The organism is Pseudomonas sp. AC247, assembly GCF_979258015.1.
Window position 1 is genome coordinate 1,302,501 of the sequence record NZ_OZ409829.1, and the last position, 24,195, is coordinate 1,326,695.

General features: G+C 58.8%; 19 protein-coding genes and 2 rRNA genes (1 of these 21 cut by a window edge). 11 read left to right on the top strand and 10 right to left on the bottom strand.

The genetic code is table 11. The annotated features are described in order from the left end of the window. The 3 genes from ACZZ0B_RS06185 to mrdA form a co-directional block, all read left to right on the top strand. A 23S ribosomal RNA gene (locus ACZZ0B_RS06185) occupies nt 1-1,341 on the top strand; it begins 1,553 nt to the left of the window's first position. 150 nt (nt 1,342-1,491) lie between these two features. Beyond that, a 5S ribosomal RNA gene (gene rrf / locus ACZZ0B_RS06190) occupies nt 1,492-1,607 on the top strand. A gap of 223 nt (nt 1,608-1,830) precedes the next feature. Further along, on the top strand, nt 1,831-3,723 hold the full coding sequence (gene mrdA / locus ACZZ0B_RS06195; protein ID WP_463544610.1) for a penicillin-binding protein 2: 1,893 nt from the start codon (nt 1,831-1,833) through the stop codon (nt 3,721-3,723). Between the two features lie 57 nt (nt 3,724-3,780). Here mrdA and ACZZ0B_RS06200 read toward each other — a convergent pair whose 3' ends face one another. From ACZZ0B_RS06200 to ACZZ0B_RS06215, 4 genes are all read right to left on the bottom strand, one after another. Beyond that, complete coding sequence (locus tag ACZZ0B_RS06200) at nt 3,781-4,452, bottom strand: hypothetical protein (RefSeq protein WP_463544611.1); 672 nt, start codon at nt 4,450-4,452, stop codon at nt 3,781-3,783. Nucleotides 4,453-4,536: 84 nt separating this feature from the next. Further along, the gene (locus tag ACZZ0B_RS06205) at nt 4,537-4,743 is read right to left on the bottom strand and encodes a helix-turn-helix domain-containing protein (RefSeq protein ID WP_007910409.1); all 207 of its coding nucleotides are present in this window, start codon (nt 4,741-4,743) and stop codon (nt 4,537-4,539) included. A gap of 9 nt (nt 4,744-4,752) precedes the next feature. Further along, the gene (locus tag ACZZ0B_RS06210) at nt 4,753-5,358 is read right to left on the bottom strand and encodes a hypothetical protein (protein WP_008085950.1); all 606 of its coding nucleotides are present in this window, start codon (nt 5,356-5,358) and stop codon (nt 4,753-4,755) included. 305 nt (nt 5,359-5,663) lie between these two features. After that, nucleotides 5,664-6,305 carry an NAD(P)H-dependent oxidoreductase gene (locus tag ACZZ0B_RS06215; protein WP_008085952.1) on the bottom strand — a complete coding sequence of 214 codons (642 nt, stop codon included), beginning with the start codon at nt 6,303-6,305 and terminating at the stop codon, nt 5,664-5,666. A 111-nt stretch (nt 6,306-6,416) separates the two neighbouring features. On the opposite strand from ACZZ0B_RS06215, the gene ACZZ0B_RS06220 reads away from it, so the two are divergent. Continuing rightward, nucleotides 6,417-6,866 (top strand): MerR family transcriptional regulator, encoded by a 450-nt coding sequence (locus ACZZ0B_RS06220; protein ID WP_463544612.1) that lies wholly within the window; start codon nt 6,417-6,419, stop codon nt 6,864-6,866. Between the two features lie 157 nt (nt 6,867-7,023). On the opposite strand, the gene ACZZ0B_RS06225 is transcribed toward ACZZ0B_RS06220, so the two are convergent. Both ACZZ0B_RS06225 and ACZZ0B_RS06230 read right to left on the bottom strand, forming a co-directional pair. Further along, entirely contained in the window at nt 7,024-7,428 is a 405-nt protein-coding gene (locus ACZZ0B_RS06225; protein WP_440096790.1) for a lysozyme inhibitor LprI family protein, read from the bottom strand. Nucleotides 7,429-7,485: 57 nt separating this feature from the next. Beyond that, nucleotides 7,486-8,406, bottom strand: a complete 921-nt coding sequence (locus ACZZ0B_RS06230) for an ADP-ribosylglycohydrolase family protein (protein WP_463544613.1) — start codon at nt 8,404-8,406, stop codon at nt 7,486-7,488. A gap of 186 nt (nt 8,407-8,592) precedes the next feature. Between ACZZ0B_RS06230 and ACZZ0B_RS06235 the strand changes: the two genes are divergently transcribed. Beyond that, a complete protein-coding gene (locus tag ACZZ0B_RS06235; protein ID WP_008085960.1) occupies nt 8,593-9,081 on the top strand; it encodes an SRPBCC family protein in 489 nt (162 codons plus the stop codon). Between the two features lies 1 nt (nt 9,082). Beyond that, nucleotides 9,083-9,883: an aminoglycoside phosphotransferase family protein gene (locus tag ACZZ0B_RS06240; protein WP_463546914.1), complete on the top strand. Its 801-nt coding sequence runs from the start codon at nt 9,083-9,085 to the stop codon at nt 9,881-9,883. 339 nt (nt 9,884-10,222) lie between these two features. Here the strand turns inward: ACZZ0B_RS06240 and acnA are convergent, their stop codons facing one another. Beyond that, complete coding sequence (gene acnA / locus ACZZ0B_RS06245) at nt 10,223-12,964, bottom strand: aconitate hydratase AcnA (protein ID WP_463544614.1); 2,742 nt, start codon at nt 12,962-12,964, stop codon at nt 10,223-10,225. A 222-nt stretch (nt 12,965-13,186) separates the two neighbouring features. Between acnA and rlmM the strand changes: the two genes are divergently transcribed. Next, complete coding sequence (gene rlmM, locus ACZZ0B_RS06250) at nt 13,187-14,260, top strand: 23S rRNA (cytidine(2498)-2'-O)-methyltransferase RlmM (protein ID WP_008087427.1); 1,074 nt, start codon at nt 13,187-13,189, stop codon at nt 14,258-14,260. 165 nt (nt 14,261-14,425) lie between these two features. Continuing rightward, nucleotides 14,426-14,674 (top strand): sulfurtransferase TusA, encoded by a 249-nt coding sequence (tusA, locus tag ACZZ0B_RS06255; protein WP_008089007.1) that lies wholly within the window; start codon nt 14,426-14,428, stop codon nt 14,672-14,674. A gap of 49 nt (nt 14,675-14,723) precedes the next feature. On the opposite strand, the gene ACZZ0B_RS06260 is transcribed toward tusA, so the two are convergent. Continuing rightward, a complete protein-coding gene (locus tag ACZZ0B_RS06260) occupies nt 14,724-16,133 on the bottom strand; it encodes an MATE family efflux transporter (protein ID WP_008089009.1) in 1,410 nt (469 codons plus the stop codon). Between the two features lie 211 nt (nt 16,134-16,344). Here ACZZ0B_RS06260 and pdxB point away from each other — a divergent pair, with 211 nt between their 5' ends. After that, a complete protein-coding gene (gene pdxB, locus ACZZ0B_RS06265) occupies nt 16,345-17,487 on the top strand; it encodes a 4-phosphoerythronate dehydrogenase PdxB (protein WP_463544615.1) in 1,143 nt (380 codons plus the stop codon). A 184-nt stretch (nt 17,488-17,671) separates the two neighbouring features. On the opposite strand, the gene ACZZ0B_RS06270 is transcribed toward pdxB, so the two are convergent. Further along, entirely contained in the window at nt 17,672-17,851 is a 180-nt protein-coding gene (locus ACZZ0B_RS06270; RefSeq protein WP_463544616.1) for a PA1571 family protein, read from the bottom strand. Nucleotides 17,852-18,107: 256 nt separating this feature from the next. On the opposite strand from ACZZ0B_RS06270, the gene ACZZ0B_RS06275 reads away from it, so the two are divergent. Beyond that, the gene (locus ACZZ0B_RS06275; RefSeq protein ID WP_463544617.1) at nt 18,108-19,892 is read left to right on the top strand and encodes an ABC transporter transmembrane domain-containing protein; all 1,785 of its coding nucleotides are present in this window, start codon (nt 18,108-18,110) and stop codon (nt 19,890-19,892) included. Nucleotides 19,893-20,045: 153 nt separating this feature from the next. On the opposite strand, the gene ACZZ0B_RS06280 is transcribed toward ACZZ0B_RS06275, so the two are convergent. After that, a complete protein-coding gene (locus ACZZ0B_RS06280) occupies nt 20,046-21,974 on the bottom strand; it encodes a transglycosylase SLT domain-containing protein (RefSeq protein WP_008082225.1) in 1,929 nt (642 codons plus the stop codon). Nucleotides 21,975-22,188: 214 nt separating this feature from the next. On the opposite strand from ACZZ0B_RS06280, the gene ACZZ0B_RS06285 reads away from it, so the two are divergent. Continuing rightward, nucleotides 22,189-24,111, top strand: a complete 1,923-nt coding sequence (locus tag ACZZ0B_RS06285; RefSeq protein ID WP_158828816.1) for an ATP-binding cassette domain-containing protein — start codon at nt 22,189-22,191, stop codon at nt 24,109-24,111. Nucleotides 24,112-24,195: the final 84 nt, after the last annotated feature.

A 24,195-nucleotide genomic window follows, 5' to 3' on the forward strand; every position in this document is an offset into this window, starting at 1 on the left:
CTTCCAAGAAAAGCTTCTAAGCTTCAGGTAACCAGGAACCGTACCCCAAACCGACACAGGTGGTTGGGTAGAGAATACCAAGGCGCTTGAGAGAACTCGGGTGAAGGAACTAGGCAAAATGGCACCGTAACTTCGGGAGAAGGTGCGCCGGTGAGGGTGAAGGACTTGCTCCGTAAGCTCATGCCGGTCGAAGATACCAGGCCGCTGCGACTGTTTATTAAAAACACAGCACTCTGCAAACACGAAAGTGGACGTATAGGGTGTGACGCCTGCCCGGTGCCGGAAGGTTAATTGATGGGGTTAGCTAACGCGAAGCTCTTGATCGAAGCCCCGGTAAACGGCGGCCGTAACTATAACGGTCCTAAGGTAGCGAAATTCCTTGTCGGGTAAGTTCCGACCTGCACGAATGGCGTAACGATGGCGGCGCTGTCTCCACCCGAGACTCAGTGAAATTGAAATCGCTGTGAAGATGCAGTGTATCCGCGGCTAGACGGAAAGACCCCGTGAACCTTTACTATAGCTTTGCACTGGACTTTGAATTTGCTTGTGTAGGATAGGTGGGAGGCTTTGAAGCGTGGACGCCAGTCTGCGTGGAGCCAACCTTGAAATACCACCCTGGCAACTTTGAGGTTCTAACTCAGGTCCGTTATCCGGATCGAGGACAGTGTATGGTGGGTAGTTTGACTGGGGCGGTCTCCTCCTAAAGAGTAACGGAGGAGTACGAAGGTGCGCTCAGACCGGTCGGAAATCGGTCGTAGAGTATAAAGGCAAAAGCGCGCTTGACTGCGAGACAGACACGTCGAGCAGGTACGAAAGTAGGTCTTAGTGATCCGGTGGTTCTGTATGGAAGGGCCATCGCTCAACGGATAAAAGGTACTCCGGGGATAACAGGCTGATACCGCCCAAGAGTTCATATCGACGGCGGTGTTTGGCACCTCGATGTCGGCTCATCACATCCTGGGGCTGAAGCCGGTCCCAAGGGTATGGCTGTTCGCCATTTAAAGTGGTACGCGAGCTGGGTTTAGAACGTCGTGAGACAGTTCGGTCCCTATCTGCCGTGGACGTTTGAGATTTGAGAGGGGCTGCTCCTAGTACGAGAGGACCGGAGTGGACGAACCTCTGGTGTTCCGGTTGTCACGCCAGTGGCATTGCCGGGTAGCTATGTTCGGAATAGATAACCGCTGAAAGCATCTAAGCGGGAAACTAGCCTCAAGATGAGATCTCACTGGAACCTTGAGTTCCCTGAAGGGCCGTCGAAGACTACGACGTTGATAGGTTGGGTGTGTAAGCGCTGTGAGGCGTTGAGCTAACCAATACTAATTGCCCGTGAGGCTTGACCATATAACACCCAAGCAATTTGAGTCGAAAGGCCAGATTGCGGTGTGTGAAGACGAAACGAACCGAAAGTTCGATGTTCACAAACACCGAAAGCTGTCACATACCCAATTTGCTGAAGCGAGGCCATCTGGCCACGACTCAGTACCCGAATTTCTTGACGACCATAGAGCGTTGGAACCACCTGATCCCATCCCGAACTCAGCAGTGAAACGATGCATCGCCGATGGTAGTGTGGGGTTTCCCCATGTGAGAGTAGGTCATCGTCAAGATTAAATTCCGAAACCCCAATTGCGAAAGCAGTTGGGGTTTTGTTTTGCCCGTAAGAAAAGTTTCAGCGACCACCGAACTACCCCAGCCGTCGCAAGCATTGCCATTGGGGAAAATCGTTCTGAAGTGACCGGGCAGTTTTTGGTATGGTGCAGCTCGTTTTTTAACGGACTGATGTCATGCCCACGGATCGGCATTCATTTATGTCAAAGAGTTGCTGTAGAAATGCCTGAACCTATCCCGATCAAGGATCACGAAAAAGAGACGCGCCTGGTCAACAAACGATTGATCGCCTGCGCCTTGTTCGTCTTCGCCATCAGCTGCGCGCTGGTTGTGCGCCTGTACATCCTGCAAGTGGTCGAATTCGACTACCACTCCACCATCTCTGAAAACAACCGCGTCCACGTCCTGCCGATTACGCCGACACGCGGCCTGATCTACGACCGTAACGGCGTATTGCTCGCTGATAACCGTCCCAGTTACAACCTGACCATCACCCGCGAGCGTGCGACCGACGTCAATCAGGAGCTGGACGCGGTCATCAATCTGCTGCACCTGCCTGCTGAAGATCGTTCGGTGTTCGACAAGGCCATGAAGCAATCCCGTCATCCGTTCACGCCGGTGACGTTGTTTTATGAACTGACGGAAGAGCAGATCGCCGTATTGGCGGTCAACGAGTTCCGCTTGCCGGGCCTCGATGTCGAGCCGCAGTTCGTCCGTCATTATCCACTTGGCGCCCATTTCGCCCATTCGATCGGTTATGTCGGCCGGATCAACGAAAAGGAATCCAAGACCCTCGATTCGGTGGAATACCGCGGCACGCAATCCATCGGCAAAACCGGTATCGAGCGTTTCTATGAAGCGCAGTTACACGGCCATGTCGGATACGAAGAGGTCGAGACCAACGCTCAGGGTCGCGTCTTGCGCGTGCTCAAGCACACCGATCCGGTGCCAGGGCAAAACATTGTTCTGAGTCTCGACGTCAAACTGCAAGAAGCCGCCGAGGCGGCCCTGGGTGACCGTCGTGGCTCGGTGGTAGCGCTCGACCCCTCCACCGGCGAAGTACTGGCCATGGTCAGCAACCCCAGCTTCGACCCGAACCTGTTCGTGACCGGCATCAGCTCCAAGGAGTACTCGGCGCTGCGTGACTCCATCGACAGGCCGCTGTTCAACCGCGTACTGCGTGGTCTTTATGCGCCGGGCTCGACGATCAAGCCGGAAGTGGCGATTGCCGGCCTCGATGCGGGTGTCGTCACCCCGCAGACCCGCGTCTTCGATCCGGGTTACTACCAACTCCCGGACTTCGATCACAAATACCGTAACTGGAACCACAGCGGCGACGGCTGGGTGGACATGGACGCGGCCATCATGCGTTCCAACGACACCTACTTCTACGACTTGGCCCACAAACTCGGCATCGATCGCCTACATGACTACATGGCCATGTTCGGGCTCGGCGAGAAAGTCTCGCTGGACATGTTCGAAGAGTCGGCGGGTCTGATGCCGTCGCAGGCATGGAAACGCGCCACCCGCCGCCAGGCATGGTTCCCGGGCGAAACCGTCATCCTCGGCATCGGCCAGGGCTACATGCAGGTCACGCCACTGCAACTGGCCCAGGCCACCGCGCTGATCGCCAACAAGGGTGTATGGAACCGTCCGCACCTGGCCAAGACTGTCGACGGCGTCGCCCCGGTCGACGAGCATCCAATGCCGAACATCCTGCTCAAGGATCCGCGTGACTGGGAGCAGGTTAACCACGGCATGCAGATGGTGATGCACGACGCACGCGGCATTGCCCGGGCGGCAGCGGCGGGCGCGCAGTACCGCATCGCCGGCAAGAGCGGTACGGCGCAGGTGGTGGCGATCAAGCAGGGCGAGCGTTACAACCGCGAGAAAACCCTCGAGCGCCACCGCGACAACGCCTTGTTCGTCGGTTTCGCCCCGGCCGAGCATCCGAAGATCGCGATTTCGGTGATGATCGAAAACGGCGAGGCCGGTGGTCGTGTGGCAGGTCCGGTGGTGCGGCAGATCATGGACGCCTGGCTACTCGATCAGGACGGCCATCTCAAGCCGCAATACGCAGCGCCGACCAAAGCGCCGGGTGACCCGCACGTCTAACGGTTTACAGCCTCGGCTCTGCTGGTTGCGCCGAGGCTGTGGGTCGCCCTGCAAAGCCTACTTGCAGCGGTAACCTTCGGGCATCGTGACGGTGTAGTTGCGCTGCACACGGTCCTCGAAGTTCAGATTCTGCAAGCCTTGCTCCACCAGAAAGTCTTCGACCTTGGTGGACTGGCAGTCATCGTTATAGGACGAGGCGCGCAGCAGGTAGACGGTGCGCTTGCTGGTCTCATCCCGGGCTGTGGCAATGAAGGTGCTGAGGGTGGTGTAGCCGGTTCGTTCCGAGGTACCTATCGGGCCATAGGTCGTGTTCGGTTTACTCGTACACGTCAGCCGGTCATCTTTTTTCTTGCCGGTCTTGCACACAGTAGAGGTGCTGGTCGGCACTTGCCCATACTCGGTGGCGGTATAACGGTAAGTCACCTGTCGGCTGCCGACATCGAGGCTGACGGTCATTTTTATTGGCGCGTGGTTCTTCGGCAGACTGGTATCGGTATAAACCTCTTGATAGCCCCTGTCTTTAAGCGCATTAACCATGTCCCGTAGGTAGTAGCGGGCATTAAGTGCGTTTTCGTCACTGCCGCCCGCAGAAGTCACCAGCACAGTCGCTTTTCGATCGAAGTGATAGTCCGGATCAGGTGTGGCATTTAGCGCCACGTCCATTTGTGTGGCGCAGCCGCTGATCAACGCTGTCAGTAAAAACAGCGTGCAGAATAAAAACCGGATCATGACAAAGTCGCCTTACAACCAAGGATTGAATAAGAGTTAAACGGTGGGGACTGGCGACAATTAACGTGCGCGGATGGGCAAGGCTCAGTCTTTCTGGTACTCCAGCAAATCGCCTGGCTGGCAATCGAGTGCTGCGCACAGCTTGTCCAAGGTGGCCATTTTCACGCCCTTGACCTTGCCATTCTTCAGTAATGACAGGTTGGCCTCGGTGATGCCCAGCAGGCTGGCCAACTCTTTCGAGCGAATTTTTTGCGTGGCCATGACAACGTCAAGGCGGACGATAATGGTCATTGTATTGTTCTATATGTATTGGCTTTGCTCATCGCTGAGTACTTTTGCATCGCGCATGATAATTGAAAACAAACAGAGCAATACGCCTTTGACAATCTCGTAGGCAGAAGTGGAAGACAGGCCGATCGAGAATTGAAAAATGCGCTCTCCGGGCGGCAGATCAATAGACAGAGTCAAACCTTGCAAGGTCTCTACCAGTGGGTAGGCGGCCGGAGAAATGATGCACAGAATCCCCACTCGCCATAGCACCTTGATATTGCGCTCGGTCCAGGTTTCGCCGCGGGACAAGCGCAGGAAAAACAACCCGGTCAGCCAGAGCACGTAGGTCGAAAGCAGGACGGGCAGGAAATCCAGAATGACGAGCAGCGCGGTGACCAGTGGCGAGAGCCATGTGTCGGGGGCGAGCAGCGCGCCTTCGACAAACGGGTCAAGCAATTGCGGCGAATTTTCAGCGAAAGCGTAGAGCAGAGCTGCGAGCATTTCATCCGTCTTGAAGAACCAGATCGAAGCGTTGCCACCGACCTCGGTCACCCCCAAAACCCAGACAAGAATAGCTGCCAGTAGTCCGACCCAATGCATGCGCTGCAGTGCCAATCCGTTGTTACGAGTACTCATGAAAAATCCTTGCGGTGTCATTGGGAATGACTAATTCTCGATGTTAAATTATCGAATGGCAATAATAAATTGTTCTTGTTTTGTGAAGGGGGCCACTGGCATCGGACGCAGGGCTATAGAATGAACCTCAGTTCAATTGATTTGGGAGGATTTCAATGTCGATAGGGCATCGAGCTCGAAGCAAGTCGAGAACAGGGGAGGGACGCGACCCATTCGGTGGCCGCTGATATCGATGACAGGTTCAGGGATGGATCAGAGCGGGGTACCTGCCACAGGCATGCTTCATTTCCCCGCTCTTAACGGGCTTACTTGATCTCGGTAATGAAGTGTTCCCGCGAACGACGAACCTTTTTCAGGTTGACCAACCAATCTCCCTCAGTGGCTCTATGCCCTAGCGGCAGAATCACCACACTGCGCAGGTTGCGGGCCGCGAGTCCGAGGATTTCATCGATGGCTGCCGGGTCGAAACCTTCCATCGGTGTGGCATCGACTTCTTCAAACGCGGCGGCGATCAACGCCGAGCCCAAACCGATATAGGCTTGCCGAGCAGCCGCCTGATAATTAGCCTCCTTGCCACGTCCAGCGACAATGCCCAAGAGCATTTGACGGTAATTTTCCCAGCCCTCATTAACGGTCCCGCGTACTTCGTTGGTCAGGTCAAACATCATGTTGACCCGCTCTGCGGTGATGTCGTCCCACGCGGCAAACACCAGCAAATGAGAGCAGTCGGTTACCTGCTGCTGATTCCAGCTGACGGCTTTGATCTTTTCGCGAATCTCTGCATTGGTCACCACGAGCAATTCAAAGGGCTGCAGTCCACTTGATGTCGGCGTTAACCGCACCGCTTCCAGAATGCGTTCGATTTTTTCTTCCGGCACGGTCCTGGAAGGATCGAATTTCTTCGTTGCGTAGCGCCATTTCAGCAGGTCTGTCAGTGTGCTCATCATCAAATTCCGTAAAGGTGAAAGATGTTCAGGTGGGTCAATAACGACTGGCTGTCGTGCTGAGCCTGGGCTTATGCTAACGATTAAAGCCAACTTGAAGGTCAAGCAGTTTTTATGAAGATTGGAGAAGTGTCCAAGCGCACAGGTGTGGCCGCTTCGGCGATACGCTATTACGAGGAACAGGGTTTACTGGAGTCTTCTACCCGTGACGCCAATGGATATCGACACTATGGCGAGGCGGCTGTCGCGCGATTGATTCTGGTGCGCGATGCCCAGCGGCTGGGGTTTTCTCTCGACACCATTCGCGGCCTGTTTTTGGAGGACGGAAGTTGTTCCAAATCGCTGACCATCGAGCAAATCGATATCCGTATGGATGAGATACGCCAGATCGAGGCCAGCCTCACGATGCAACGGGAGGGTTTGTTGCGGCTACGGCATGTGCTTGAAGAAAGTTTGCGCAGTGGTGCTCCTGTCGTGTGCGCGAGTGTGCCCAGGACCGAGTCGTATCGGCCTGTGCAAAACATGATCACGCGCAACGCATTGCAGGGGGGTGAACGTACCTGAGCGGACAGAGAGGCTTGGTTGCTGGCGATAATGTTAACTCGCTTCACCTGTCGGAACTCCAAGCGCTCTACAGTGGCTGCCATCGCTCCCATATTTGCAATGCGTTCCAATGCGGGAGCGAGCTTGCTTGCGAAGAATCCTGCAAAACCGCCGAAAATCAGACTCCAGGCACCGGGCAACTCATGTCGCCTTCCTCGCACTTCAAATACCGCTTCAACGCCTCAGCCCGCACCTTGGTCACTCCGGTCAGGCAACTGCTGTAAACCCACGGATACACACTCCCGCCCGTCACCGTTGACGATGAAAACTTGCACTCGGCATCACGAAACCCGAGCCACGCGCGCTGCGCACTGACCAGCAGCTTCTTGCCGTCCGGGTTGTCCTTCAAGCGCCCGGTGATCTGCTGATACAGCGTGTTCAATTCCTTGTCCGCTGCTTTGAAGTCTTGCCCGGCGCACTGGTTCATCGTCGCCTGATCGCTGGCGTTGGCGCAGTCGACGGCAGCGTGGGCGAAAGGCATGAACAGCAGTGGCGACAGGGCCAGGAGCGAACGTGGGGACATGGGGGATTCTCTCTATGTCGAAAGGAAGTGCCAGGCAGTGTAGCGAATCAGTCGCCGCTATTCAGGGACGCGCATTCTGGAGGCCTCAAGCAGACGATCTGCAGTCGCCGCAATTTCGGCGCCGTCATGCAACCTGTCCAGCCAGTGTTCGGGGATACCACGGACGCCGTAATAAGCGCCGGCCAGTTGACCGGTGATTGCGGCGGTGGTGTCGGCGTCATCGCCCAGATTGGCGGCCAAGAGGATTGCGGCGGCGAAACTGTCGGTCTGCTGAAAGCACCACAGCGCCGCTTCCAGCGACTGCACGCTGTAACCGCTGCCTTTGATGTCCGCTTCGGGCTTGCCGAGGTAATCACCGCGAGCAATGGCGGCAACTTTGGGTTGTGAGAAGTTCGCAGAGGGCAGTTGGCGCAACTCTGCCTTGGTTGCGCCTTCAAGCGCTCTGGCGATCAGCCCGGCCAGCAATTGGCAGCACTCGATGGCCTCAGGGGCGGCGTGGGTGGTCCGCGAACTGTCGGCGGCGAACTGGCGGATCTGCCGGGCGTCGGGGAAGTAGAACAAGACCACCGGCACCAGGCGCATCAGCGAACCGTTGCCGGCGCTGTAGGGGTCGGTCGAGCCGGCGAAGGGCTCTGCGGTTTGCTGGTAATGCGCGAGCGCCTGTTTGACGGTCATGCCGATGTCGAAACACTCACCGGTCGAACTCAGATAACCCCACTGCCACCAGTTGAGGTAACGGCCCATCTGATCGACGGCATTGAAGCCGTTTTTGCTCAGCAGGCTTTCCGCCAGGCACAGCGCCATGGAGGTGTCATCGGTCCATTGCCCTGGCTTGAGGTGGAACGGGCCGCCACCGACCATATCGGTCAACGGTTGGAATGATCCCCGCGGCTTGAACTCTACTGTAGTGCCGACCGCGTCACCGCAGGCCAGGCCGAGCAGGGCGCCGCGATAACGTTCGGCGAGGGAGGGCAGCATGGGTCGTCCTTGTCTGGTTCGATTTCGCTGGAAAAGGTAACAGTTTCGCTGCTTGAACGGGGGCTGAATCCATTCATTCAGCGGCGCGCAAATGCAGCCGGATGTTTCTCTTTTGCACCGGTTTGATACAACTTCACATTGGACATGTGGTCATACAGGCCTAGTGTTCAAAACAGGAGGTGACGTATGAAACCAGTACCCAATAGTTTCGAACGCAAAATAACGCTCAAGGCACCGCGCTCGCATGTCTGGCGTGCATTGGTCGATGCCGAGGCGTTTGGCCAGTGGTTCGGCGTGGCGCTGGAGGGCAGGCGATTCATTGCTGGCGAATGGACGCAAGGGCAGGTCACCTATCCCGGTTATGAACACGTGCTGTGGAATGTGCTGATCGAGCGGGTCGAGCCGCAGCAGTTGTTTTCGTTTCGCTGGCATCCGTATGCGGTCAATCCGAAGATCGACTATTCCCAGGAGCCGACCACGCTGGTCAAGTTCGAATTACAGGATTACGAAGACGGCACACTGCTCAAGGTGTCCGAGTCAGGCTTCGCGCATATCCCCGATGTTCGCCAGAAAGAGGCTTATTTTATGGACAGCCGAGGCTGGGAGGAGCAACTGAACCGGCTCGAACAGTTTCTCGCCGAGAGCGCCAAAGCCCGTGAGCGTGACGGTGGCTGATATTTTCGAACCCTGGCTCAAACGCTGGTCACTGCTGCCGGACGGCGCACCCATCATCACGCCGGGCAGCCATCTGCTGCCGGTACGCCAGGGGGATACCCCAGCGATGCTCAAAGTGGCGATGGATATTGACGAGCAGCACGGCAACCGGCTGATGGCCTGGTGGAACGGCGACGGTGCCGCGCAGGTGCTGGCGCATCACGAGGATGGCTTGCTGATGGCGCGCGCCATGGGGCGGCGTTCGCTGATGCACATGGCGCTGAATGACGAGGACGACGAGGCCAGCCGGATTTTGTGTGCAGCGCTGGCGCGCTTGCATGCACCGCGTGAAACACCGCCTCCGCCGCTGGTTGAGTTGAGCCCCTGGTTTGCCTCGCTGCGTAGCGCGGCGGCGCAGCATGGCGGCCTCTATACACTGAGCCTGCAAACCGCTGAACGCTTGCTCGCCAACCCGCAGGATGTGGTGGTACTGCACGGCGATATGCATCACGACAACGTACTGGATTTCGGCGCGTGCGGCTGGCTGGCCATCGACCCGAAACGGGTCAGGGGCGAGCGCGGTTTTGATTACGCCAACCTGATCTGCAATCCGGACCTGTCGACGGCCATTGATCCCCAGCGTTTTCGCCGGCAACTCGAAGTGATCAGCGAAGCCGCCGGACTCGATCGCCGAAGACTGTTGCAATGGGTGCTGGCGTTCGCCGGTTTGTCTGCAGCGTGGTTTCTGGAGGATGACGCACTGGAACAGGCTTCGGGGCAGCTGAAAGTCGCGCAGATCGCGGCGTTCATGCTCGATGCCTGACAGGCCTAGGGGTTTTCGGAAGGTCTTCTATGGCGAATGTCTTACACGCGATGGTAGCTATGTCGACTATTGCTGATTGGATCCGACACGTAATCTACACCCATCAACTGAGACACAGGGAGTGTTTCAGGATCACGGATGATCGACCATATGCAAGGATCGCTGCCGACAGGGAGTCGATAATGGTCTTGGGAAAAACCCGCTTCGGCGGGTTTTTTTTCGCCCAGAGAAAAGTACACCCACCTGTAGGAGCTGCCGCAGGCTGCGATCTTTTGATCCTGATCTTAAAAACAAGATCAAAAGATCGCAGCCTGCGGCAGCTCCTACAGGGTTAATGTGTTATGAGGCGATCAGCTGGCGCAGGACGTAATGCAAGATCCCGCCCGACTTGAAGTACTCCACCTCGTTCAAGGTGTCGATCCGGCACAGCACTTCGATTTTCTCCTGACGCCCATCCTCACGGGTGATCACCAGCGGCAAGTTCATCCGTGGGGTCAGCTCGACTCCGGTCAAACCCTGGATCTCGAAAGTCTCCTTGCCGGTCAGGTTGAGGCTCTTGCGGTTCTGATCGAGCTTGAACTGCAGCGGCAACACGCCCATCCCCACCAGGTTGGAACGGTGAATCCGCTCAAAACTCTCGGCGATCACCGCTTTCACGCCCAGCAAATTGGTGCCCTTGGCCGCCCAGTCACGGCTGGAACCGGTGCCGTATTCCTGCCCGGCAACCACCACCAGCGGCGTGCCCGATTGCTGATATTTCATGGCCGCGTCGTAGATCGCCAGTTTTTCGCCGGTCGGCATGTAAATCGTGTTGCCACCTTCCTCGCCGCCGAGCATTTCGTTACGAATACGGATGTTGGCGAACGTGCCGCGCATCATCACTTCGTGGTTGCCGCGCCGTGAGCCGTAAGAGTTGAAGTCCCGTGGTTCCACGCCTTTTTCGCGCAAGTAACGCCCGGCCGGGCTGTCAGCCTTGATGTTGCCGGCGGGGGAGATGTGGTCAGTGGTCACCGAATCGCCGAGCAAGGCCAGAACCCGCGCGCCTTTGACATCTTTGATTTGTGGCAACGGCCCGGAAATATCGTCGAAAAACGGTGGATGCTGAATGTAAGTGGAGTCGTCCTGCCACACATAAGTCGCCGCTTGCGGCACCTCGATCGCCTGCCACTGTTCATCGCCGGCAAACACTTCGGCGTATTCCTTGTGGAACATCGCCGTGCTGACCTGATTCACCGCATCGGCGATCTCTTTACTCGATGGCCAGATATCGCGCAGATACACCGGATTGCCTTGCTTGTCTTCGCCCAGCGGTTCACTGCTGATGTCGCTGCGTACGCTGCCAGCCAAGGCATACGCGACCACCAGCGGCGGCGAGGCCAGCCAGTTGGTTTTCACCAGTGGATGCACGCGGCCTTCAAAGTTGCGGTTGCCGGACAGCACCGACGCGACGGTGAGGTCGGCTTTCTGAATGGTTTTTTCGATCGGCTCGGGCAGCGGCCCTGAGTTGCCGATACAGGTGGTGCAGCCATAACCGACCAATGAAAAACCGAGTTGGTCGAGGTATTGCGTCAATCCCGCAGCCTTGTAGTAGTCGGTCACCACTTTCGAGCCCGGCGCCAGTGAACTCTTCACCCACGGCTTGCGCGTCAGGCCTTTCTCCACGGCTTTTTTCGCCAACAGACCGGCCGCCATCATCACGCTCGGGTTGGAGGTGTTGGTGCAGGAGGTGATGGCGGCGATAACCACGGCGCCGTTTTTCAGGCGATAGGTGTGGCCTTCGTATTCGTATTCGGTTTCGCCGACCAGATCGGCATTGCCCACGGCGACGCCGCCACCGCCCTCACTTTCCAGGCGTCCTTCTTCTTTGCTGGTGGGTTTGAATTGCAGGTCGATGAAGTCGCTGAAGGCTTGCGGCACGTTCGGCAGCGACACGCGATCCTGCGGGCGTTTTGGCCCGGCCAGGCTTGCTTCGACGCTGCCCATGTCCAGCGCCAGGCTGTCGGTAAACACCGGTTCCTGACCGGGCAGGCGCCACAGGCCTTGGGCTTTGGTGTAGGCCTCGACCAGTTTCACCGTTTCTGGCGGGCGACCCGACAGGCGCAGGTATTCCAGCGTCACGTCGTCGACCGGGAAGAAACCGCACGTCGCGCCGTATTCCGGGGCCATGTTGGCAATAGTTGCGCGATCAGCCAGTGGCAGATCGGCGAGGCCGTCACCGTAGAACTCGACGAATTTGCCCACCACGCCTTTCTTGCGCAGCATCTGCGTAACCGTCAGCACCAGGTCGGTGGCGGTGATGCCTTCCTTGAGTTTGCCGGTGAGTTTGAAACCGATCACTTCCGGAATCAGCATCGACACCGGCTGCCCGAGCATCGCCGCTTCCGCCTCGATCCCGCCGACACCCCAGCCGAGCACGCCGAGGCCGTTGATCATGGTGGTGTGGGAGTCGGTGCCGACCAATGTGTCAGGGAAAGCGTAGGTGCGGCCGTCTTCATCCTTGGTCCACACGGTGCGGCCGAGGTATTCAAGGTTGACCTGATGGCAAATGCCGGTGCCCGGCGGCACGACGCTGAAATTATCGAAGGCGCTCTGGCCCCAGCGCAGGAAGGCATACCGCTCGCCGTTACGCTGCATTTCGATGTCGACGTTCTGCTCGAAAGCGCTGGGCGTGGCGAACTTGTCGACCATCACCGAGTGGTCGATCACCAGATCCACCGGTGACAGCGGGTTGATCCGTTGCGGGTCGCCGCCGGCCTTGGCCATCGCCGCGCGCATGGCGGCAAGGTCGACCACGGCGGGCACCCCGGTAAAGTCTTGCATCAATACGCGGGCCGGACGGTACTGGATTTCCCGATCGGAGCGACGCTCCTTGAGCCACGCGGCAATTGCCTTAAGGTCGGCGCCGGTGACAGTTTTTTCATCTTCCCAGCGCAGCAGGTTTTCCAGCAGGACTTTCAGCGACATCGGCAGCTTGTCGAGATCGCCCAGGCTTTTGGCGGCATCCGGCAGGCTGAAATAGTGGTAGGTCTTTTGGTCAATCTGCAGTGTTTTTAGGGTCTTCAGACTATCGAGGGACGGCATTACGATCACTCCTTTGAATCCGCACGGCTACGGATTGAGGGGACGGGCAGAGCTATCAACGTAGCCCTGTTTTCATTAGCTGGCTAATAACTGGACTCTATGAGCGGAACCAAGGTTCCGACATCGGCTATCATGCGCCGGTTTTCGTGACAGGCTTTGCTGCAACGCAAGGTCTGGACATCGCGCAGGGGCCGAATGATCGCCCGCTGCCCAGGAGTAAGAATGAACACCCTATTCATGCATTGCCGGCCAGGTTTCGAAGGCGAAGTCTGTTCGGAGATTTCCGACCTCGCCGCCCAACTCAACGTGGCTGGCTACGCCAAGGCCAAAGCGGCCACCGCCTGCGCCGAGTTTGTCTGCACCGAAGAAGACGGCGCCGAGCGTCTGATGCGCGGTCAGCGTTTTGCCGAGCTGATCTTCCCGCGCCAATGGGCGCGCGGCGTCTTCATTGATCTGCCGGAAACCGACCGCATCAGCGTGATCCTCGCGCACATGGCCGAGTTCCCGGTGTGCGGCAGCCTGTGGCTGGAGGTCGTCGACACCAATGACGGCAAGGAACTGTCGAACTTCTGCAAGAAATTCGAAGGCCCGCTGCGCAAGGCGCTCACCGGCGCCGGCAAACTGGTCGATGACGCCAGCAAGCCGCGTCTGCTGCTGACGTTCAAAAGTGGTCGTGAAGTGTTTCTCGGTATGGCTGACGCGGGTAACTCGGCGATGTGGCCAATGGGCATTCCGCGCCTGAAGTTTCCGCGCGAAGCACCGAGCCGCTCGACCTTGAAGCTGGAAGAGGCGTGGCACCACTTCATCCCGCGCGATCAGTGGGAAGACCGCCTGCACAGCGACATGACCGGCGTTGACCTTGGCGCCGCACCGGGCGGCTGGACCTGGCAACTGGTCAATCGCGGCATGCTGGTGACCGCGATCGACAACGGCCCGATGGCGGAAAGCCTGATGGACACCGGTCTGGTGCAGCACTTGATGGCGGACGGTTTTACCTTCAAGCCCAAGCAACCGGTGGACTGGATGGTCTGCGACATTGTCGAGAAGCCGGCGCGCAACGCGGCGATGCTCGAAGAGTGGATTGGTGAGGGGCATTGCCGCGAGGCAGTGGTCAACCTGAAGTTGCCGATGAAGCAGCGTTATGCCGAAGTGAAGCGCTTGCTTGAACGCATTGCCGATGGCTTCAAGGCGCGCGGGATCAAAGTCGATATCGGCTGCAAACAGCTCTATCACGACCGCGAGGAAGTGACCTGCCACCTGCGCCGACACGACATCAAAAAAACAAAATCCCGCTAAAACACTGCAAAACCCTGTAGGAGCTGCCGCAGGCTGCGATCTTTTGATGTTGTCTTTCTGAAAGATCAAGATCAAAAGATCGCAGCCTGCGGCAGCTCCTACAGGGGAGTGTGGTGTAACGCCCCGGCAATGCGCGACAATGCCGGCCAGTTTCAGGAGTGAATCATGAGTGAAATGATCGATACCCCGGTCGACGGCACCCTCGATGCCACCGGCCTCAATTGCCCGGAGCCGGTGATGATGCTGCACCAGCACATCCGTGACCTGGTGCCCGGCGGCCTGCTCAAGGTGATCGCCACCGATCCCTCGACCCGTCGCGACATTCCCAAGTTCTGTGTGTTTCTCGACCACGAACTGGTGGGCCAGCACGAAGAGGCCGGGACTTATCTGTACTGGATTCGCAAAAAGTCCTGAGTCAGGACAAAAAAAAGACCTGCATTTGCAGGTCTTTTTTTATGGGCGATCAGCCCGCCGAACGGCTTATCCGAATACGCTTGCGCGCGCTGCGCGTCAGGCGGATCGACAGCATCAGCGCCGCACAGCTCAGGCCGACAATCAAACCCTGCCACAAGCCGCTCGGGCCGCGTGGCTCGCCGAGCCAGTCGGTCAGACCGAGGGCGTAACCCACCGGCAGACCAATGCCCCAATAGGCGAACAGCGTCAGAATCATCGTCACCCGAGTGTCCTGATAACCGCGCAGCGCGCCGGCGGCAGTGACCTGAATCGCGTCGGAAAACTGAAACAGCGCCGAGTACACAATCAGCATCGCCGCAATGTGAATCACCGTCGGGTCAGCGGTGTAGATCGCCGCAATCGGCTCACGCAGTAACAGCATCATGCTCGCCGACAGGCAGGCGTAAGCCAGCGCAGTGCCCATGCCGACGCCGGCCGCAAAGCGCGCTTCACGCGGTTCTTCACGGCCCAGGGCCTGACCGACGCGCACAGTAACCGCCATGCCCAGCGAATACGGAATCATGAACACCAGCGAGCTGACGTTCAGCGCAATCTGATGCCCAGCCACGACAGTGGCGCCCAAGCTACCGATCAGCAGGGCGATCACCGCGAAAATACTCGATTCGGCAAACACCGCGATGCCGATCGGCAGACCGATCGACAGCAGGCGCTTGATCACCGCCCATTGCGGCCAGTCGAAACGGCTGAAAATTTCGCTCGAGCGATACGCCGGGGCCCAGCGCTCATAACCAGCCAGACCCAGCGCCATCACCCACATCACAATTGCCGTGGCCCAGCCGCAGCCAACGCCGCCCATGGCCGGTACGCCGAAGTGGCCATAAATGAACACGTAGTTCAGCGGGATGTTCAGCGCCAGACCGCACAGGCCCAGCACCATCGCCGGGCGGGTACGGCCGATGCCGTCACTGGTGCAGCGCAGCACGTGATAGAACGCCACCGCCGGCAAGCCGCTGGCGATGCCGTGCAAGTACTGCATGCACGGGCCGATCAGCTCCGGATCGACCTTCATCAGGTGCAGTACCGGCTCGGCGGCGACCAGCATCGCGGTAGCAATCAAGCCGACCACCAGCGCCAGCCACAACGCCTGACGCACGATCGGGCCGATTTCGCTGTGGGTACCGGCGCCGAAACGCTGGGCGACTTTCGGCGTGGTTGCCAGCAGGGTGCCGGTCATCAACAGGAACACCGGTACCCAGATCGAGTTGCCCAGCGCCACGGCCGCCAGATCTTTCGGCCCGACGCGCCCGGCCATCACCGCATCGACGAAGCCCATGGCCGTGGTCGCCAGCTGCGCGATGATGATCGGCAGCGCCAGGGCGAGCAGGTTCTTGAACTCCAGACGAATCCGCGCGGGGCGGGTGAGGGAGGCGGCGAGGGGTTGGTCAGTTACGGAATTCACAGGCAAAGCGTCCACAGAAATTGATGCGCATGGCGGCGCATTCTACGCCGCTGACGACTTGGTCAGGAAAAATCCTCTGTTGCGCATTTGTAATCTGTAGGAGCTGCCGCAGGCTGCGATCTTTTGATCTTGTTTTTAAGATCAGGATCAAAAGATCGCAGCCTGCGGCAGCTCCTACAGTTAGACTGCCGATTCGCCCAAGGAGCCCCCTATGCTGATTGTTGCCGACGAAAATATTCCGCTGCTCGACGCTTTTTTTGCCGGTTTCGGCGAGATCCGCCGAGTGCCGGGCCGTTCCATCGACCGTGCGACGGTCGAGCAGGCCGACGTGCTGCTTGTGCGTTCGGTGACCCAGGTCAACCGGGCGCTGCTTGCGGGCAGCAAGGTCCGATTCGTCGGCACCTGCACCATCGGTACCGATCATCTGGACCTCGATTACTTTAATGAAGCCGGCATCACCTGGTCGAGTGCCCCCGGCTGCAACGCCCGTGGCGTGGTCGATTACGTGCTGGGCAGCCTGATGACGCTCGCCGAAATCGAGGGCGTCGATCTGACTCAACGCACCTACGGCATTGTCGGTGCCGGCGAGGTCGGCGGTCGGCTGATCAAGGTTCTGCAAGGTCTGGGCTGGAACGTCAAGGTCTGCGATCCGCCGCGTCAGGCTGCCGAGGGCAGCGATTTCGTCAGCCTCGAACAGATCATCGAGCAGTGCGACGTGATCAGTCTGCACACGCCGTTGACCCGCAGCGGTGATGGCGCGACCTGGCATTTGTTCGATCAGCAGCGTTTGCAGCAACTCAAGCCCGGCACCTGGCTGATCAACGCCGCGCGTGGCCCGGTGGTCGATAACGCTGCGCTGCGCAATGTCCTGCTGGAGCGTGAAGACCTGCAAGCGGTGCTCGATGTCTGGGAAGCCGAACCTGAAGTCGACGTCGCGCTGGCAGAGCTCTGCGTATTGGCTACGCCGCACATCGCCGGTTACAGCCTCGATGGCAAACAGCGCGGCACGGCGCAGATCTATCAGGCGTACTGTGAATTTATCGGTCAGCCCGCGAGCATCCAGCTCAGTGACTTGCTGCCAGCACCGTGGTTGTCGGAAGTTTCCCTGCACGGCGAGAGCGATCCGGCCTGGGCGCTGGCGATGTTGTGCCGTGGCGTGTACGACCCGCGCCGCGATGATGCGGATTTTCGTCGTAGTCTCGTAGGCAATGTGGCTGAGCAGCGTGCGGCGTTTGATGTGTTGCGCAAGCAGTATCCGGTGCGGCGCGAGATCGAAGGACTGAAAGTGCGCATCGAAGGCGAATCACCGGCGTTGCAGCAGATTGTGGCGGCACTCGGCGCGGTGGCTGTTTAAAGACCGAGGTGGCTTCATCGCTGGCAAGCCAGCTCCCACAGGTTTCGCGGGTGTACTCGGACTTTGAGCACGACGAAAATCCTGTGGGAGCTGGCTTGCCAGCGATCGCTCCAACGCAAAGCTCAAGTGTTCAGACAGAAAAAACCCGGCCAAAAAGGGCCGGGTCAGGAAGACGGTGGCTACATCACTCTTGTTCGGCAGGCTTGACCAATCGCTTGTCCAGTTCGCTGCACGCTTGCTGGATCATGTCTTCAGTGATCGGTACTTCGCGGCCCTGTTCATCAATAATCGAGCAACCCAGAGTCTGGCCGGGTTTGGTGCGGATCACTTCAATCTCGTCATCGCTGCTGTGTTGCAAGGACATGGCCTGTCTCCTCATCAGGTTGTGTACTCAGGTTAAAACCGCCACGAGACCGGGCTGTGACAACTCCCTGCGGTCTGTCGACAGCGGCATCTCCACTCAAACAGAAATGACCGCTGGTCTCAACCGAGACCTTAGACCGATAGCAACTATGGCCTAGTCTTTGGGGGCATATTTAACCTGACTCATTGTGATTTACAGAGTTCCACCCCATAGAAGGTTTAGGCTAGCCCTTTCATCAACACGGATGTGTACCTGAATGACCCCGAAGTTTTCCTCACGGCACCGTCGCGCCCTGCGCCTGACCAGTCGATTTCTGGCCCCTTACCGCTGGCAAGTCATTGGTGCGCTGCTGGCGTTGATTGTCACCGCTGCCGTCACATTGTCGATGGGGCAGGGCATCAAACTGCTGGTCGATCGGGGCTTCATGACCCAGTCGCCGCATCAGCTCAACCAGAGCATTGGCATCTTCATGTTGATGGTGCTGGGCCTGGCGGTGGGCACGTTCGCGCGGTTTTACTGGGTGTCATGGATCGGCGAACGTTGCGTGGCCGACATTCGCCGCGAGGTGTTCAACCATCTGGTTTATCTGCACCCGGGCTTTTACGAGAACAACCGCAGTTCGGAGATTCAGTCACGGCTGACAGCCGACACGACACTGTTGCAATCGGTGATCGGTTCGTCGCTGTCGATGTTCTTGCGCAACCTGCTGATGGTCATCGGCGGCGTCATCCTGCTGTTCGTCACCAATGCAAAACTCACCAGCATCGTGGTGATTGCCTTGCCGTTCGTGGTTGCACCGATCCTGATTTTCGGCCGCCGCGTACGCAACCTGTCGCGGTTGAGCCAGGACCGGGTCGCCGATATCGGCAGCTATGTGTCCGAAACCCTTGGCCAGATCAAAACCGTACAGGCCTACAACCATCAGGTGCAGGACGAGCGGCGTTTTGCGTCTACGGTCGAGGAGGCTTTCGACACGGCGCGCAAACGCATCTTCCAGCGCTCGTGGATGATCACCATGGTCATCGTGCTGGTGCTGGGCGCGGTGGCGGTGATGTTGTGGGTCGGCGGCATGGACGTGATTGCCGGGCGAATCACCGGTGGCGAACTGGCCGCTTTTGTCTTTTACAGCCTGATCGTCGGCAGTGCGATCGGCACCCTGAGTGAAGTCATTGGCGAACTGCAACGCGCGGCGGGCGCAGCCGAACGGATTGCAGAGTTGCTCGGTTCACAAAACATCATCCAGCCACCTGCCACGGGGCTGGTGACCTTGCCGGAGCGGGTCACGGGTGAACTGCAGTTGCAGGATGTACGGTTCTCCTACCCGTCGCGTCCGGAAAGTTACGCGGTCAACGGTTTGAATCTGACGATCCGGGCCGGTGAAACACTGGCATTGGTAGGGCCGTCCGGTGCTGGCAAGTCCACGGTGTACGACCTGCTGTTGCGTTTTTACGACCCGCTGGAAGGGCAGATCCTCATCGATGGCGTGCCGCTGACCCGTCTCGATCCGCTGGATCTGCGTCGCCACTTTGCGTTGGTGTCTCAGTCGCCGGCGCTGTTTTTCGGCAGCGTTGAAGAGAATATTCGTTACGGCAATCCCGGAGCGACCCTGGAGCAGGTCAAGGACGCTGCAAAAATTGCTCACGCCCACGACTTCATCGAAAAAATGCCCAATGGTTACCAGACCCATCTGGGCGACGGCGGGCTGGGCCTTTCGGGTGGCCAGCGCCAACGCCTGGCGATTGCCCGCGCGTTGCTCGTCGACGCACCGATCCTGCTGCTGGACGAGGCCACCAGCGCCCTCGATGCTCAGAGCGAACACCTGATCCAGGAAGCCCTGCCGAGCCTGATGCAGAACCGCACCACGCTGGTCATCGCCCATCGCCTGGCTACCGTGAAAAACGCCGACCGGATCGCGGTGATGGATCAGGGACAGCTTGTCGCTATCGGCACCCATCAGGAACTGATTGCCAGCAATCCGCTGTACGCGCGGTTGGCGGCGTTGCAATTCAATGATGGAAAAGTCACGGCTGATCAACACTGATGGGCATTGCTCGCATCGGGGGACGATCGGTCTATAGGCACCTGTAGGAGCTGCCGCAGGCTGCGATCTTTTGAATTAAAAATGCCCGCATGAAAATGCGGGCATTTTTTTAGACAGGATCAAAAGATCGCAGCCTGCGGCAGCTCCTACAGGTCATTGATCATCGAAGTAGCGTTCGTGCCAATCCACCAGCGGCTGTGGTGAGTTGAGTTTCTGGCCGTAGATCACCGAGTACGACAGTACGTTCTGCACGTACTGGCGGGTTTCGTCGAACGGGATGCTTTCCACCCAGACGTCGAAACTCAGGTGGTCAGCGCCACGCAGCCATTGACGCACTCGACCCGGGCCGGCGTTGTAGGCGGCGGAGGCGAGGACGCGGTTGCCGTTGAACTGGCTGTGAACCTGGCTCAGGTAGGCGGCGCCGAGCTGGATGTTCTTGTCCGGATCGAGCACCTGCTGCGGCGAGGCCAGCGGGATGCTGAATTTGCGCGCGGTTTCCTTGGCAGTGGCGGGCATCAGCTGCATCAGGCCGCTGGCGCCGACGCCGGAACGGGCGTCGTCCATGAACGCGCTTTCCTGACGGGTAATGGCAAACACCCAGCTCGAATGCAGGCCGCGAACCTTGGCTTCACGCACGAGGGTGTCGCGGTGGGCCATCGGGAAACGAATGTCCAGATCGTCCCAGTATTGCGCCTGGCTGATGGTGCGAATCGCCGGGAAGTACCACTTCAGGTCATAAGCCAGTTTCGCCTGGGCAACCATTTCGTCGCGGTTGAAGTGACGGCTGACGTGGTACCACTCACGGCGACCGTCAACGATCTGCCCACGGGCATGGAATTCCAGCGCGCGGCGAACGCCAGGGGTGTTGCGCACTTTGTTGATCAGCGCCTGGCTGAGCACCAGTGGCTTGTTGTTCAACGAGTACGGCGATTGCGAGCGGTCGGCAGCGAGGAAGCCGTAGAAATCACGTTCGCGCGCCAGATTTTTGTACAGGTTCTGCGCTTCCGGGTTCTGCGGTTGCGCCAGTTCCAGGCTGCGTGCCTGCCAGTAGCGCCAGCGGTTGGTGGTGGCCAGATCCTGCGGCAGACGTTTGGTCAGTTGATAGGCATCGTCCCAACGCGCCAGACGCAACAGCAGGCGCAAACGCCATTCGGAGACGGTGTTGTCACGCAGCTCCGGGTCGTATTTGGTCATCACGTCCAGCGCGCGGCTGTCGAAACGCCGGGCCAGGGTCAGGCCGATTTCACGGGCGATCGCAACTTTCTCATCACGGGAGAAATGCATGCTGCTGGCATAACCGTCGAGCAGGGCCATGGCCTTGTCCGGATCCTGACGGGCGAGGCGGCGCAGGCCGAGGCTGACCACGTCAGACATTGGCTCATCGGCCGGGGTGAAGCGCGACGGCTGGTTGAGCAACTCGGGTTTCTGTGCGACATCGACCAGCAAACGACCGCGCGGGGCGAGGGTGGTCAGGCCGTTAACGAGGCTGTTGGCCAGCGGATAGTTGCGCGCCTGGGCGGCGAGTTTGGTGCGCTCCCAGCGTTTCTGTTCAGTCAGTTGGCCGTCAGCGGCCCAAATGCCGAACAGCGCGTCACACGCGGCGGGCTGCGATTTACCGGTCAGCCAGAGCTTGTCGGCGTTGGCATAGCCCTCGGCTTTCTTGTTGTGGGTGATCTGGTACTGCGCATTCAGGCAGTCCAGTTCGGTGAAGTTGAGTTTCGGGTCGTAATACTTGACGAAAGTCGCCCAATCGCCACGGTCGGCCAGCCAGCGCAACCAGCGCAGCTTCATCCAGTTGGCCTGGGGCAGGTCACCGTGCTCGGCGAGGAATTTTTCGATTTCCTCGTTGCTTGCGCTTTTCAGGCGCGCGGTCAATTCGTCGTAAGCCAGATACGGTTCCAGCGGGTAATCGGCCAGCGCCTGGCTGTAACGGAAATACGGGCCGGTATCACCCTTGGCCAGGGCGCGCTTGGCTTCATCGTAATACTGGCGTTGGGTGGACAGGTCCACCGCCTGGGCGGATTGAACGGCAGCGGCGGAAAGTAGCAAACAGGACAAAACACTGAAAAGGCGACTGCGCATGAGACATCCGGGCAGAGAAATCATGACAAGTGCCGACACGAATCAGCACTGAATTGTCTGTAGCTTAGCCTTTTGCCAGCAAGCGGCGAAAGCTTTGCCGGCCTCACAGCACAAGTTCGCAACAAATGTTGTGCAGAGTGCTTCGACAGACAAATTGCCGGCCTGTTGAAGCCCTAACTCAGGTAGAATGCGCGCCCGGTTTTTGGAGAAGCTCATGACCCTGCTCAAATTCAGCGATGTGTCCCTTGCGTTCGGCGCTATGCCGTTGTTGGACAAGGTATCCTGGCAGATCGCCCGTGGTGAGCGGGTGTGCATCATCGGCCGCAACGGCACTGGCAAGTCCAGCATGATGAAACTGGTCAAGGGCGACCAGAAGCCTGATGACGGCTCGGTGTGGCGTGCACCCGGTCTGAAAATCGGCGAATTGCCGCAAGAATTGCCAGTGGCCGACGATCGGACAGTGTTCGACGTGGTCGCTGAAGGCCTTGATGGCGTGGGCGCGTTGCTCGCCGAATACCATCACCTTGCACAGAACTGCGTCACTGAAGAAGACCTGAACAAGCTGATGCACGTTCAGCAAGACCTCGAAGCCCGTGATGGCTGGCGTTTGCAGACTTTGGTCGACAGCACCTTGAGCCGCCTGCAACTGCCGGCCGACAAGACCCTCGCCCAGTTGTCCGGCGGCTGGCGTCGTCGCGTGTTGCTGGCGCAGGCGCTGGTGTCCGAGCCGGATCTGCTGCTGCTCGACGAACCAACCAACCACCTGGACATCGGTGCGATTGCCTGGCTCGAAGAAGCGCTGAAAGATTTCCAGGGCGCCGTGCTGTTCATCACGCACGACCGTTCTTTCCTGCAAAACCTCGCCACGCGCATCCTTGAACTGGATCGCGGCGGCCTGATCGACTGGAACGGCGACTACGCCAGTTTCCTCGTGCACAAAGAAGCCGCGCTGGCCGCTGAAGAAACCGCCAACGCGCTGTTCGACAAGAAACTGGCCCAGGAAGAAGTCTGGATCCGCCAGGGCATCAAGGCGCGCCGCACCCGTAACGAAGGCCGCGTCCGCGCCCTGAAAGCCTTGCGCGTCGAGCGTAGTGAACGTCGTGAGCGCACCGGCAAGGCCAACATTCAGCTGGACACTGCCGACAAGTCCGGCAAGCAGGTGATGGTGCTCGAGAACGTGAGTTTCGCTCACCCGGGCGGCCCGTTCCTGATCAAGGATTTCTCGATGGTGCTGACGCGCGGCGACCGTATTGGTCTGCTTGGCGCCAACGGTACCGGCAAGACCACCCTGCTGAAACTGATGCTCAGCGGTCTGCAACCGACCAGCGGTAAAGTGGAAGAGGGCACGCGGATCGACGTGGCCTACTTCGACCAATTGCGTCACCAGTTGGACCTGGAAAAAACCGTTATCGACAACGTCGCCGAAGGTCGCGATTTCATCGATATCGATGGTCAGAGCCGTCACGTGTTGAGTTACCTCGGCGACTTCCTGTTCAGCCCGCAGCGTGCCCGCACGCCGGTCAAGGCGCTGTCGGGTGGTGAGCGTGCGCGTCTGTTGCTGGCCAAATTGTTCAGCAAACCGGCCAACCTGCTGGTCCTCGACGAACCAACCAACGACCTCGACGTGGAAACGCTGGAGCTGCTCGAAGAAGTGCTGCTGACCTTCAACGGCACCGTGCTGATGGTCAGCCACGACCGGGCATTCCTCGACAACGTGGTCACCAGCACACTAGTCTTCGAAGGTGAAGGCAAGGTGCGTGAATACGTCGGCGGCTATCAGGACTGGATCCGTCAGGGCGGCTCGCCGCGTCTGCTGGGCGTGACTGAAAGCAAATCCGGTAAAGCTGACCTGAATTCGGCTGTAGTGACCGCTGAGCCGGCTGCGGTGGCTGAACCTGCCGTTGCCGCCCCGGCGGCCAAAAAGAAGCTGAGCTATAAGCTGCAGCGCGAGCTGGAAGCGTTGCCGGGCGATATCGATGCCAAGGAACAGCAGATCGCTGCCGTGGAAGCCGAAATGGCTGACGCCGGCTTCTATCAGCGTCCTGCGGCGGAAACGGCCAAGGTGATTGCATCGCTTGAGCAGTTGCAGGCTGAGCTGGATGCGTTGATGGAGCGTTGGGCCGAGCTCGATGCCTGATTGATCCGGTAACAAAAAAGCCCGGCCTCATTTGCGTGAGGCCGGGCTTTTTGTAGGAGCTGCCGAAGGCTGCGATCGTTTGAT